This window comes from Rhodococcus sp. 114MFTsu3.1 (genome assembly GCF_000383555.1).
In the GTDB taxonomy this organism is placed as follows: Bacteria; Actinomycetota; Actinomycetes; order Mycobacteriales; family Mycobacteriaceae; genus Rhodococcoides; species Rhodococcoides fascians_E.
The window spans coordinates 250,534-263,348 of sequence record NZ_KB911547.1; the positions used below are offsets into that span (position 1 = coordinate 250,534).

Below are 12,815 nucleotides of genomic sequence, written 5' to 3' on the forward strand. Positions count from 1 at the left end.
TCGGGTCCGGGCTCATCACACGTCCCGTATAACCGTTCTGTCGCGAAGGAACCCTCATTTGATCAACCCCACCCCGATCGATCCAGCGTCGATCACCGTGGCTTCCGTACCCACCGGCCACACCTATGTCGCGCATCTGGGTTCCGACGGAGTCCGTCGACTTCCCGACCCGGTCCCGCCGGGCGCCGAGGGAACCGGTCGTTGGTGGCCGCCGCGTTGGCTCGAACCGGAGTGGACGAAGCGTCATCTGTCGTCGTTCGACGTGCTGCACGTGCATTTCGGTTTCGATTCGTTGCCACCCGAGCAGCTCGGCGAGGTGATACGCACGGTGCGATCGGCGGGCAAGCCTCTGGTCTACACGGTGCACGACCTCCACAACCCACATTTCGTGGACAACTCTCTCCACGAGGCTCACCTCGACATGCTGATCGAAGCGGCCGACGAGGTGATCACCCTCACGCCGGGCGCTGCGCGGGAAATCGAATCCCGTTGGGGACGTCGCGCAACCGTCGTGCCGCATCCGCACGTCGCCCCGATGGAGCTGATCGGTCGACGTCGACCGCACACCGAGTCGTTCGTGATCGGAGTGCACGCGAAGAGCCTGCGCACCAACCTCGATCCGTTGGCCGTCCTGGGGACTATCGTCGACACAGCTGCCCAATTGCCGGGTGCAACAGTCCGAATCGACATCGACGACCAGGCATTCGACTCGCACCCGGAGGACGCTGCCGCGATCGCCGCCTTCGGGACACACGAGGGCGTCGACGTTCGAGTTCACCCTCGGTTCGACGACGAAGAACTGTGGACGTACCTGACCGAGATCGACGTGTCGGTTCTGCCGTACCGATTCGGCACGCATTCGGGATGGTTGGAGGCGTGTGTCGACATGGGGACTGCGGTCGTGGTTCCCGATTGTGGCTACTTCGCGGAGCAAACCCCCTGCCGCGTCTTCGGTTTCGGCCTCGACCGTTTCGACGACATCGGGCTGGCCGATGCGCTGCACTCCACGTACGACGACGTCGTGGCGCGGCGAACCTCACAGTCCGACACCGGCGAATTCCTGCGTACGAGCCGGGAAGTCGACCGGGAGGAGGCCGCACGCACGCATGCACGCATCTATCGCCGTGCACTGTCCGAGCGCCCTGTGACCACCGGGACACGACGATGACCGACAGCCTGCGCGTAGCACTGCTCGGCTCGTCGAACTTTCCGATCGCCGAGCCGTACGCGGGTGGAATGGAAGCGCACATCGGTCAGCTGTCTCGTGCATTGACCGAGCGCGGACACTCGGTGACCCTGTTCGCGGCGGAAGGCTCGACCCTCGATGTCGCGGACGATCTTCTGAGCGTTGCGCGGTTGGAGCTGTCCGACATCTCCAAGGCCGACATCACCACTCCCGCACGTGCCGTCAGCGAGCACCACGCGTACCTGTCGGTGATGATGCAACTGGCCGGCGAGCTGTCCGACGCGTTCGACGTGATCCACAATCACAGCCTGCATTACCTGCCCATCGCGATGTCGCGCACGGTGCGCACTCCTATGCTCACCACCCTGCACACTCCCCCGTTCGCGTGGCTCGAATCTGCGGTGGCACTGTCCGGAAGCACCGGCGTCGAATTCGCAGCCGTCAGCGAACACGCTGCGCGCCAATGGTTCCCTGTCACCGGCCCCGTCAACGTCGTGGCGAACGGGATCTCGCTGGAGCGATGGCCGGAAGGTCCGGGAGGCGCCGGCGCAGTGTGGTCGGGCCGATTGGTACCCGAGAAGGGGCCTCATCTGGCCATCGACGCCGCACGCGCAGCCGGATTCTCGCTCACCCTCGCGGGCCCGGCGTCGAACACGGCGTACTTCGAGGCGGAAGTGGCGCCCAGACTCGGTGGAGACGTCACGTACGCGGGCCACCTGCGTCAACGTGAACTCGCGACGCTCGTCGGCTCCTCCGCTGTCGCATTGGCGACGCCGGTCTGGGAGGAGCCCTACGGTCTGGTCGTGGCCGAAGCGCTTGCGTGCGGAACTCCCGTCGCTGCGTTCGATCGCGGTGGTATTCCCGAGATTCTGGATCCGACGTCAGGACGACTGGCTCGTCCGGACTCGGTCGAGGATCTCGCACGGGCGATGATCGAAGCCCGCACCCTGTCGCGGCACGACGCTCGGGCACGCGCCGAGTCGGCATGCTCCGAGCGCCGCATGGTAGATCAGTACCTGAGCCTGTACGACACCATGATGTCCGGCGCCGCGCTGTGATCGGCTACTACGCACACCATCACGGCACCGGCCACATGACACGTGCGACCTCCATCGCTGCGGCGACCGACGAGCACGTCACAGTGCTGTCCTCGCGACAACCGTTCCCGCACAGCGACATCGAATGGTTGCAGCTCCCGCTCGACACCCCACAACCCAGCGACACCGGCGACCCCGAGTACCCGGCCGACGAGACTGCCGGAGGAATCCTCCACTGGGCCCCGACGGGCGTGCGCGGCCTGACCGATCGCATGGCGCTGATCGCCGAGTGGGTGGCCCGCGTGCGCCCACGGCTCGTCGTCGTCGACGTGTCGGTGGAAGTGACCCTGCTGGTCCGCTTGCTCGGGGTGGACGTCGTCGTCATGGCCATGCCAGGCGAGCGGACGGACACTCCCCACACCCTCGCGTACCGAGCAGCGTCGGCGATCGTCGCGCCGTGGTCGCGATCGGTCTACGACCCGCAGTGGCTTCGGCCGTATGCGGACAAGACCACGTACGTCGGTGCGATCAGCAGGTTCGACGGCCGCGCCCGGGAGACGGTCGGCGACGACGCCTCCGTGGTCGTTCTCGGCGGTGCGGGTGGTACGACGCTCGTCGCGTCCGATATCGAGCTCGCCGGTGCGGCCAACCCCGAATTTCGCTGGATCGCAGCAGGAATCGATGCCTCGTCGTGGAGAGCGGACGTCTGGCCACTGCTGTGTTCGGCCACGGTCGTGGTGACCCACGCCGGGCAGAACGCGTTGGCCGACGTCGCGGCCGCGGGGTCGCCGGCAATCGTCATTCCACAGGATCGGCCGTTCGACGAGCAGATCGCCAGCGCGCGTGCCCTCGGTTCGGCATCCGTGGCGGTCGTGACCGATGCATGGCCTGATCCGGACGGCTGGACAGCGCTGCTGAACCGCGCGACCGAGCTCGGCGCGTCGGGGTGGGATCGCGTGGAGCAGCGCGGGGCGGCCGGCCGTGCCGCCCGTGTGCTCGACGCCGGAGCGGTCGTCCGATGAATCTGACTGTGGTGACGGTCGTCTCGGGCCGTCACGAACACCTCCGCGAGCAGATCCGCGGGTTGGCACGGTCGACGCGGCCTCCGGACCGTCACGTCGTGATCGCGATGGGCGATCACCGGATCGTCGACGTTGTGGCCGACGTCGTGGCCGACACCGGCACCGCGACAGTGCGGTACATCGATACGGTCGACGGGCGCCTACCTCTGGCTCACGCGCGCAATCTCGGAGCACAGGTGGCAGTTACACAGGGCGCGGACATCCTGCTGTTCCTGGATGTCGACTGCATACCGGGCCCGGAGATGGCGGCGACCTACGAGCGCGCCTGCACGGACTCCGCGAACACCATGTCCCTGCTCTGCGGACCGGTCACCTATCTACCCCCACACCCGGAGCGGTGGTCGGAGGAAGAGTTGATCGCGCACACGAATCCCCATGGTGCGCGGCCGAATCCGGCCGTCGGAGCCGTCGAATCGGGATCGAACTACGACTTGTTCTGGTCACTGTCGTTCGCGGTCACCGCTCCGACGTGGGCACGGCTGGGCGGATTCTTCGAGGGCTACACGGGTTACGGCGGTGAGGACACCGACCTCGCAGCCACGGCCCGAGCGTCGGGAATCGGTCTACGGTGGGTGGGCGGCGCCCACGCCTATCACCAGCATCATGCGGTGTCCTCGCCTCCGGTCGAGCACGTCGACGACATCGTGCGCAACGCTCGCCTGTTCCACCATCGGTGGAACAGGTGGCCGATGGAAGGATGGTTGGCGGAGTTCGAGCGGCGCGGGCTCGTTGCCCGCACCGCGGCCGGACGCATTCAGCGCCTCGGCGAACCCCTCTGAGCGTCGTCAGTTACCGGGCGAGGTGCCTTCGGAATCGTCCACGAAGGCCCAGTCGCCGTCATGGTCGACTTCGAGACGCCACCCGAGTTCGCTGTTGTCCGCCTTCTCCTCGATGAACCAGTTGTACGCGTCATCGGCGCTCTCGATGTTCTTGGTCGCGACGACGTCGCCTGTCGGATCGAGCACTCTGTAATCAGCCATGAGTGTGTCGTACCCCTCGGGCCGTCGATTCAAAACTCGGTTTGCTCGATCCTTGCCGGGGTACTGGGCTGCAATGACCGAAGTCAGCTCCCCTCATCCCCTCGGCGTGACCCTGCTACCCGACGGCACGGCCGATGTCGCGGTCTACTCGGAGACCGCGGATTCCATCGCTGTCGTCGTGGTCGACGCATCCGGCGCCGAACTTTCCTCGACCACTCTCGACACGCGGACCGGGCACGTGTTCCACGGTGTCGTCGACGGCCTGACGGTCGGGTCGCGGTACGGATTGCGGGTGGACGGGCCGTGGAGTCCCGCGGACGGTCTTCGTCACAACGTGCACAAGCTGCTGGTGGACCCGTATGCCCGAGCCATTGCGGGCAGTGTGGACTGGAACGAGTCGGTGTTCTCGCACCTGCACGACGAGCCCGAGACGCGAAACGACGAGGACTCGGCGTCGTCGATGATTCATTCGATCGTCGTAGGCGACGACTTCGACTGGGGTGACGATGCACCTCCGCGGATCCCTCTGTCCGAAAGTGTCGTCTACGAAGTGCACGTCAAGGGTTTCACCGCGCGCCATCCGGGCGTCGACGAGGACATTCGCGGTACCTATGCGGGTCTTGCCCACCCGGCTGCGGTCCAAGCGCTCGTCGATCTCGGGGTCACCGCCGTCGAATTGCTCCCGATTCATCAATTCGTCCAGGACTCGCACCTCCTGGAAGAAGGGCGGCGCAACTATTGGGGGTACAACTCCATCGGCTTCCTCGCTCCGCACAACGAGTACAGCCATGCGGGTGACACCGGCGGCCAGGTCAACGAGTTCAAGTCCATGGTCAAGGCGCTGCACGCCGCGGGAATCGAAGTGATTCTCGACGTCGTGTACAACCACACCGCCGAGGGCAATCACCTCGGTCCTACGTTGTCGCTCAAGGGGATCGACAACCGTTCCTACTATCGTCTGGTCGAGGAAGATCGCGGCTCGTACTTCGACACGACCGGCACGGGCAACAGTCTGAACGTCGGCCATCCTGCCGCGCTGGCCCTGATCATGGACTCGTTGCGCTACTGGGTGACCGAGATGCATGTCGACGGATTCCGCTTCGACCTCGCGAGTACGTTGACTCGCCAGGATTCCGATCTGGACAAGCACAGCGCCTTCCTCGATCTGGTTCATCAGGACCCGACGCTGGCGTCGGTCAAGCTGATCGCCGAACCCTGGGACACGCAGGGCTACCAGGTCGGCGGCTTTCCGGCGCGATGGTCGGAGTGGAACGGGAAGTTCCGTGACGACGTTCGTGACTTCTGGCGTTCGGAGCCAGGCAGTCTCGGGGCGTTCGCGCAGCGCATCACCGGCAGCCCCGACGTGTACGAGAGCACGCGGCGCCCGACGCTCGCCAGCGTCAATTTCGTCACCGCGCACGACGGGTTCACTCTCGCCGACCTGAATGCGTACGACGACAAGCACAACGACGCCAACGGCGAGGACAACCAAGACGGTGAATCGGACAACCGGTCGTGGGGCTGCGGCGCCGAAGGCCCGACCGACGACGAGGGCGTGTTGGCTCTCCGTGCCCGGCAGCAACGCAACCATCTGGCGACACTGCTTCTGTCCGCCGGTGTACCGATGATTCTCGGCGGCGACGAGATCGGACGAACCCAGCAGGGCAACAACAACGCGTACTGCCAGGACAACGAACTGTCGTGGTTCGACTGGGACTCTGCGGACACCGATCTGCAGGCCTTCACTCGTGAGCTGATCGAGCTGAGAAAATCGCACGCAGCGTTGCGTCCGAGGTGGTTCCGCCACGACAGCGAGTCCGATGCGGACACCTACGTCGATTTCTACCGCGCCGACGGCGAGAAGCTCACGGACGAGGACTGGTCCGACGGGTCGGCGCTGTCGATGCTGGTGGTTCTCGCGTCGGCCGAAGACGACGAAGTGTTCGGGTGGGCGGTGAATGCGTCGAGCGAGACGGTGGAGTTCGGCCTACCGTCCGGCAGTTGGCGCCAGGTCCTGTCGAGCGACCCGCAGCAGGCGTACGAGGAGTCGGGACCATCGATCCTGATCGCGGATCATTCGTTCACGCTGCTCGCCCGCTGACGTGCGCGGAAATGTAGGCCCTGGCCTACATTTCCGCGCACAGCCAGGGGTCAGAACCAGGCCGGGTCCGTCTCGAGGGTGGTGAGGTCCAGGCTGGACAACAGTGCGAACTGGGGTCCGGTCCTGGGCAGTTCGTGGCGGAAGAAGTATCGGGCGGCCTGACGTTTGCCGTCGTAGAAGTCGCCGGTCTTGCCGTCGGCCGCGTTGTGCTGTTCCAGCCACATCCACGCAATGACGACGTGGCCGACGGCCTCGAGGTACACCGACGAATTCGCGAGTGCCACCTCGGGATCGCCGGTGCCCCACAGAGTTGCCGTGACCTCGAGGACGCTCCCACATGCGGACTCGAGCGCCGACGCGTACTCGTCGGTGCCGAGTTCACGGGCACGACGGATGGTTCCGTCGATTCTTGTTCCGAGCAACGGCAGGGCTGCCCCACCCTGCATCGTCACCTTGCGGCCGAGCAGGTCAAGCCCCTGAATGCCGTGTGTGCCTTCGTGAATGGGGTTGAGCCTGTTGTCTCGGTAGTACTGTTCCACGTCGTAGTCACGGGTGTAGCCGTATCCGCCGTGCACCTGGATGGCCAGACTGTTCGCTTCGAGGCACCACTGCGACGGCCAACTCTTGGCTATCGGTGTCAGCAGGTCCAGGAGGAGCGTCGTCTCGCTGCGCACCGACTCGTCCTCGGTGGTGTCCTGCTCGTCCACGAGCTTGGAGCAGTAGAGACCGAGGGCCAAAGCACCCTCCACGTAGGACTTCTGCGCCAACAGCATCCGTCGGACATCCGCGTGCTCGATCAGCGCAACGGGCGGTGAGGACGGATCCTTCACGCCGAGAGCACGACCCTGTGTTCGGACCTTCGCGTACTCGACTGACTTGAGGTAGCCGACGTACCCCAGCGAGATCGCCAGGAAGCCGACACCGATTCTGGCCTCGTTCATCATGTGGAACATGTAGCTCAAACCACGATGCTCCTCGCCGACGAGGTAACCGACCGCGCCGGGGCCACCGTGCACGGCATGCGTTCCGTCGCCGAAATTCAGCAGCGTGTTCGTCGTACCCCGGTTGCCCATCTTGTGATTGAGACCGACAAGTGTGACGTCGTTGCGTGTACCGTCCGGCAGCACCTTGGGCACGACGAACAGTGAGATGCCCTTCACTCCGGCGCCGCCGCCCGCGGCTTTCGCCAGGACGAGGTGCACGATGTTCTCGGTGAGCTCGTGATCTCCTGCGGAGATCCACATCTTGGTGCCGGTGAGGCGGTAACTACCGTCGTCCTGCTCGACCGCACGCGTGGTGATGTCGGCGAGCGACGACCCGGCCTGCGGTTCGGACAAGCACATCGTCCCGAAGGACTTGCCCTCGAGCATCGGGCGGACGTACTGATCGATCTGTTCCGACGTGCCGTACGTGGCGATCAGGTTGGCGTTCGCCATGGTCAGGAACGGATACGACGAGGTGGACGCGTTCGCCGCCTGGAACCAGGCCATCGCAGCCCGCGCGACGGTGGTGGGAAGCTGCATCCCGCCGAGCGATTCGTCGAACTGTCCGGCAATCAGACCGGACGCCGCGTAAATGTCCAACGCAGCCTTGACGTCGGGGATCATCTCGACGGTACCGTCGGTGCGCATCCGCGGCTCGGTGGCGTCGGACAGCTTGTTGTGCGGCTCGAAGTGCTTGCGCGCGATGTCCGCACACAGGTCGAGGACGGCGTCGAACGTGTCCTTGGAGTGTTCGGCGAATCGCTTTCGGGTCGTCAGAGACTCGACGTCGAGCCACTCGTAGAGGAGAAAGTCGAGATCACGGCGGGACAGTACGTCGGTCATGAGAGATTCCGTTCGCGCAGGGAAATACCTACAGGCTAGCCCGCCGGCGAACGCCGGTCAGGCGCTTACGCCGACGTCCGACGTCGAGACGGACCAGTCCCGCGGCTCGCTGAGCGCGAGTGCACGCGTCCGTTCCAACGCCGCGGGATCCGTGATCGAGGGGAGCAGCAGCTGCCACATGTCCGACAATCGGGCGTAGAGATCCGCCCTCCCGCTGAGCACCTCCGACAGGGTCTGAACACCGGTGAACGCACCGACCACGAACTTGGCCAGCGCCTCGGTGTCGACTCCGTCGGCGAGGTCGCCCTCCTCGGCTGCCCTGTCCGCGAGCAGTTGGATCGAGTCGATCCAGTCGCGGTACGGGCGCTGAACCGGTCCTTGCATGCTGCCGATCTCGAGCGTCAACCGCATCCCGCCGCGGGCCATCGGCTCTTCCAGGAGTTGGCGTGCCATCTCCTGGCTGACGCAGATCATGCTGTCCAGCGCGCGCGGAACCTCTGCAGTGATCGCACGTACACCATCCATCGCAAGCTGATGTTGGGCGTCGATGACCGCATGGGCGAGCTCCTCCTTCGAGGAGAAGTGGAAGTACATCGCGCCTTTGGTGACTCCGGCGTGCGCCAGGATGGTCGACAGACTGGCGGTTCCGTACCCGTGCTTCTCGAAGCTCACCGCTGCACCGAGCAGCACTGCTTGACGTGTGTTCTCAGCTCTTTGCTGCACGAGCACCAACCGATCCTGAAACTCGCTCGCGTGTACGCGAGGCAGCCGACATGTAGTGCACTGGTCAACTATATCGGGTCGGGGTCGGTTGTTCGAATGACCCAGCCATTCCTTGGCGTGCACCGAAGTCGTAGACAGCCGCCTCGGGAAGCTCCGAGGCCTCCCCCACCGGCCAGGCCGAGGGCTCGTCGCCCAGCTCCCGCAGCTGGTCGATCTGCTCCACGCACCACGGCGACACCGCACGCCCCCGGGCCACGTCGTCGACGAACTGCACCCACGGCACCCACGTGGCGTCGGCGACCTCGTCGGGATCGACCACCGGGTCCGGACCGTCGTATTCGACGCCGAACACGGGGCAGATCTCGTACTCGACGATTCCGTCGTCCATGACCGCCCGGTAGCGGAAACGAGGTAGCAACAGGAAGGGGCTTCCGACCTCGATGCCCAACTCCTGCCGCAGGCGCCGAACGACCGCGCCGCCGAGATCCTCGCCCGGCGCGGGATGGCCGCAGCAGCTGTTGGTGGTCACACCCGGCCACGTCTTCTTGTGCAGCGCGCGCTGCGTGATCAGCACCTCGCCCCGCGAATTGAAGACGTAGGACGAGAACGCGAGATGCAACGGTGTGGCCGTCGTGTGCACGGTCGATTTGGGGTGGGTGCCGATGGCCCGCCCGTCCTCGTCGACCAGAACCACGTACTCGGTGGTCACCTCGTGCGAAGTCGAGGACTCGGGGTGCGACGTCGAGGTCATGTGCCCATGTTCCCAGACCGAAGGCGAGTTCGAACGTCAGCGTTCACACATCGTTCTCCGGCGGCTGGATGCCGAGTATTCATGCACCCCGCGTCGGGTGCGAGTCCGAGGGCGTGAGGAACGCGCGCTGCTCGTCCGACAGTCGCTCGGCCCGTCCGTCGACGACGTGCACCAGTACGAACGTGGACACGGCCGCACGCTCACCACCCTGTTCGATGGCGACTCGTACGGTGATGGACGTACGGCCGACCTTCGTCGCGACGACGTCGACCTCGGCGACGCCGGTGAACAGTTCCCGCGAGAAGTCCGCGGTCACGTTCGCGACCATGACGTCCAGGGCCGTCAGCCGACCGTCGCTGACGTGGCTCAACGCATCGGCCCACGCCTGGCTCGCCAGTTCCAGGGCGAGGTACGCGGGCACATGCGCGCCATCGACGCTCGCCCCGTCCCGCGCAGGCCTGTGAGTCAACGGCATCGACGCTCGGTACATGGCCGGGACGCTACCGTTCGTCAGCGCCGAGGCATCGGTGAGCCTTTCTCTTCCCCGTCCCGAAGCGCGGTTCTACCATCCATAACAAACCTCTCGACTTTTTCTGAGCTACAATTGTTCTTCGAGTCGGTTTCACTCTCACAGATCGCTGCCAACAATGAAGTCCCTGCCCACGCTCTCTCGAACGAACTCCACCGCACCCACGCTGATCTTCATGGCCGGTGCACCGATGGAGTCGGCGACCGACGACGCGGCACTCGCGAAGGCTCTTGCCGAGTTCGCGCACGTCGTCTGGGTCGAGCCGACCTCGTGGGACACGCCGGGATCTGCCGCGGGGTCCGAGCGCGGCCCGCGTCGTCGACGCAGGACCACGAGGTCGGAATTCGTCCGCATGTCACCACGCTTCTCCCGGGTCAGGACGTTCGTGGGCACCCGCCCCCGGTCCGCTTTGACGCGCGCGCTGGCACGGCGCGCCACCGATCGCGCGATCGCGTCGGCACTGACCGAGCTCGGAACCACGTCGGATGCCGTCGTTCTGACCGATCCCGTCGGCAGATTCCCCGTCGACGTGGGCGGACACCGTTTGCTGTACGTCACCGACGACTGGGTGAGCTCGGCGCCGAGCCGCGGCCTGTCACGGCGCGCTGTCCTTCGGTCCATCGAGGTCAACTGCAGTCGCGCCGACACCGTCGCTGCGGTCTCTCAGACGCTGGCGCTACGGCTTCACCTGTACTCCAAGACCTTCGACGCGGTGCGCGTCGTGCACGCAGGGTGCACGCTCCCGGAGACGGCCTTCGAGACGGGCACGGACGCACCGAGCAGTGGTTCCGGATCGCCGCGTCACACCTGCCCGGCAGTGTTCGTCGGCGACCTCGACGACAGCATCGATTACGACATGCTCGACGCGGTAGCCGCCACATCGCTGAACATCGCAGTGATCGGTGACCGCTCGCCTCGGCTGTCCTCGGCGGGATCCGCGCGTGTCGACGCGTTGTTGTCCAGGCCGAACGTCCAGTTGCTCGGCTCCCGCACCGGCGCATCGACGGATGGGCATCCGGCTGCGAAGCACGAGGCGGCGACGTACATGGCGGCAGCCGCAGTCGGGCTCGCTCCGCACACCCTCGACGCGGGCACTCGGGCGCGGTTCCCGACGCACACCCTCGACTACTTGGCTGCCGGCCTACCGGTCGTCACCACCGAACTACCGTCGACGCGGTGGCTGGACTCCGAGCACGTCACTATTGCCCACACTCCGGACGAGTTCGCTGCTGCCGTCTCGGCACTCGCACGCGCCACCGCTGACCCGGAGGCTGTGGCCTCTCGCCGCGAACTCGCGTCACTCCACACTTGGTCCGCGCGGGCGACCCTCGTCCTACGCCTGATGTCCATCTATCGCGAAGCCCCCGCCGGTGCAACCGATTTCGGTGACACTCGTCATCCGGGCCGATCCCGGGCGCCGCACGTCGACCGCCGTCGGTAGCCGCCGCCGCATCAACCGCGCGGGGCTGCGATTCTGCGCACCGCCTCCACCGCAGCCGCGCGGCGCGCTTCGTTCGGTCTGCGACGGTCCCCCGCGCCGTAGTGCCCGACGGCGAACGACATGACCACGTCCGTCACCACCATGAGCAGTTCGACACTGTCCCAGGAGTCGTCGATGTGTCCGTCTCGCTGGCCGGAACGGATGTGACCGATCTTCGCGGAGATCGCCGCCGCCCGGGAATCGTCCGTCGGCCGGTGCGACTCCTCAAGGTCGGCCCACCTCTGGAGACGCACATGATCAGGGAACGCCACGAACTCGTCGAACAGTCGCCCTGCGTACCCCGGCAGGTCGTCGCCTCGGAGGGCGGTGTGAGCCGTCGTCGACGCGACCCATCTCTCCGACACCGCGGCGAAGAGTTCTTCCTTGCCGGCGAAGTACGCGTACAACCGCTCCTTGCTGGCTTTCGCCTCGGAAGCGATGCGATTGATCCGCGCCCCGGCGATGCCGTGACGGGCGAACTCCGCCTGTGCCGCATCGAGAATGCGTTCGCGAGTGGCTTCGCCTGCTGACCTCACGCCCTGATCCTAATTCCTGCGGCAACATCGTCGAGTCGGGAGCCTTGCCGAACCAATCGGTTCGGCGTAAGTTCCGAACCAAATGGTTCGGCAACTAGAAGGAGATCCCGTGGATATCGCCGACGCACGCTCGAGGTTCACCGAGCTCGCGAAGAAGACCGACGGTGTGCTTCCCGCCGACCTCGACGCAGTGTGGTCCGCACTCGAGCCGGTCCGCGCGGAAGACGTGCTCGGTGCGTGGAAAGGATCGCAGTTCTTCACCGGACATCGCCTGTGCCGCAAGCTCACCGCCGGCAACTGGCATGGGAAGAATTTCGAATCACTCGAGCGGGCACAACCTCTGATCTGCAGAAACGACAACGGTGAGCTGTATTCGGACATCGAGACCGGAGGCGGCGAAGCGAGCCTGTGGAACATCGAGTTCCGCGGGGAAGTGACGGCCACCATGGTCTACGACGGCGCACCCATCTTCGACCATTTCAAGCGCGTCGACTCGAACACGTTGATGGGCATCATGAACGGGAAGCCCGCGCTCGTTCTCGACGGCGGCCACCACTACTACTTCGCCCTCGAACGCGAGTGAC

General features: G+C 65.5%; 13 protein-coding genes. 7 read left to right on the forward strand and 6 right to left on the reverse strand.

Translation table 11 applies throughout. The features are described 5' to 3' along the window. Positions 1 to 58: 58 nt before the first annotated feature. From H292_RS0109430 to H292_RS0109445, 4 genes are read left to right on the forward strand one after another with little or no spacing between them, the layout of a single operon-like run. A complete protein-coding gene (locus tag H292_RS0109430) occupies positions 59 to 1,168 on the forward strand; it encodes a glycosyltransferase (protein WP_020111220.1) in 1,110 nt (369 codons plus the stop codon). After that, positions 1,165 to 2,244: a glycosyltransferase gene (locus H292_RS0109435; protein ID WP_020111221.1), complete on the forward strand. Its 1,080-nt coding sequence runs from the start codon at positions 1,165 to 1,167 to the stop codon at positions 2,242 to 2,244. Before H292_RS0109430 ends, H292_RS0109435 begins: the two co-directional genes overlap by 4 nt. Further along, the gene (locus H292_RS0109440; RefSeq protein ID WP_020111222.1) at positions 2,241 to 3,245 is read left to right on the forward strand and encodes a glycosyltransferase; all 1,005 of its coding nucleotides are present in this window, start codon (positions 2,241 to 2,243) and stop codon (positions 3,243 to 3,245) included. Before H292_RS0109435 ends, H292_RS0109440 begins: the two co-directional genes overlap by 4 nt. After that, positions 3,242 to 4,084, forward strand: a complete 843-nt coding sequence (locus H292_RS0109445) for a glycosyltransferase family 2 protein (RefSeq protein WP_020111223.1) — start codon at positions 3,242 to 3,244, stop codon at positions 4,082 to 4,084. The genes H292_RS0109440 and H292_RS0109445 overlap by 4 nt, the downstream gene beginning before the upstream one ends. A gap of 6 nt (positions 4,085 to 4,090) precedes the next feature. Here H292_RS0109445 and H292_RS0109450 read toward each other — a convergent pair whose 3' ends face one another. Next, positions 4,091 to 4,285 (reverse strand): hypothetical protein, encoded by a 195-nt coding sequence (locus H292_RS0109450; RefSeq protein WP_019663450.1) that lies wholly within the window; start codon positions 4,283 to 4,285, stop codon positions 4,091 to 4,093. Positions 4,286 to 4,358: 73 nt separating this feature from the next. Between H292_RS0109450 and glgX the strand changes: the two genes are divergently transcribed. Continuing rightward, positions 4,359 to 6,386: a glycogen debranching protein GlgX gene (gene glgX, locus H292_RS0109455; protein WP_020111224.1), complete on the forward strand. Its 2,028-nt coding sequence runs from the start codon at positions 4,359 to 4,361 to the stop codon at positions 6,384 to 6,386. Between the two features lie 50 nt (positions 6,387 to 6,436). On the opposite strand, the gene H292_RS0109460 is transcribed toward glgX, so the two are convergent. The 4 genes from H292_RS0109460 to H292_RS0109475 all read right to left on the reverse strand — a co-directional run bounded on the left by H292_RS0109460 (position 6,437) and on the right by H292_RS0109475 (position 10,161). Continuing rightward, on the reverse strand, positions 6,437 to 8,212 hold the full coding sequence (locus H292_RS0109460; protein WP_020111225.1) for an acyl-CoA dehydrogenase: 1,776 nt from the start codon (positions 8,210 to 8,212) through the stop codon (positions 6,437 to 6,439). Between the two features lie 57 nt (positions 8,213 to 8,269). Next, positions 8,270 to 8,935 (reverse strand): ScbR family autoregulator-binding transcription factor, encoded by a 666-nt coding sequence (locus tag H292_RS0109465; protein WP_080734070.1) that lies wholly within the window; start codon positions 8,933 to 8,935, stop codon positions 8,270 to 8,272. Between the two features lie 64 nt (positions 8,936 to 8,999). After that, entirely contained in the window at positions 9,000 to 9,686 is a 687-nt protein-coding gene (gene idi / locus H292_RS0109470) for an isopentenyl-diphosphate Delta-isomerase (RefSeq protein ID WP_020111227.1), read from the reverse strand. Between the two features lie 79 nt (positions 9,687 to 9,765). Beyond that, positions 9,766 to 10,161, reverse strand: a complete 396-nt coding sequence (locus H292_RS0109475; RefSeq protein ID WP_231383799.1) for an acyl-CoA thioesterase — start codon at positions 10,159 to 10,161, stop codon at positions 9,766 to 9,768. Between the two features lie 172 nt (positions 10,162 to 10,333). Here H292_RS0109475 and H292_RS0109480 point away from each other — a divergent pair, with 172 nt between their 5' ends. Beyond that, positions 10,334 to 11,656, forward strand: a complete 1,323-nt coding sequence (locus tag H292_RS0109480; protein WP_020111229.1) for a glycosyltransferase family protein — start codon at positions 10,334 to 10,336, stop codon at positions 11,654 to 11,656. 11 nt (positions 11,657 to 11,667) lie between these two features. On the opposite strand, the gene H292_RS0109485 is transcribed toward H292_RS0109480, so the two are convergent. Further along, entirely contained in the window at positions 11,668 to 12,231 is a 564-nt protein-coding gene (locus H292_RS0109485; RefSeq protein WP_020111230.1) for a TetR family transcriptional regulator, read from the reverse strand. 109 nt (positions 12,232 to 12,340) lie between these two features. Here H292_RS0109485 and H292_RS0109490 point away from each other — a divergent pair, with 109 nt between their 5' ends. Further along, positions 12,341 to 12,814 (forward strand): DUF4334 domain-containing protein, encoded by a 474-nt coding sequence (locus H292_RS0109490; RefSeq protein ID WP_020111231.1) that lies wholly within the window; start codon positions 12,341 to 12,343, stop codon positions 12,812 to 12,814. Position 12,815 lies beyond the last annotated feature (1 nt).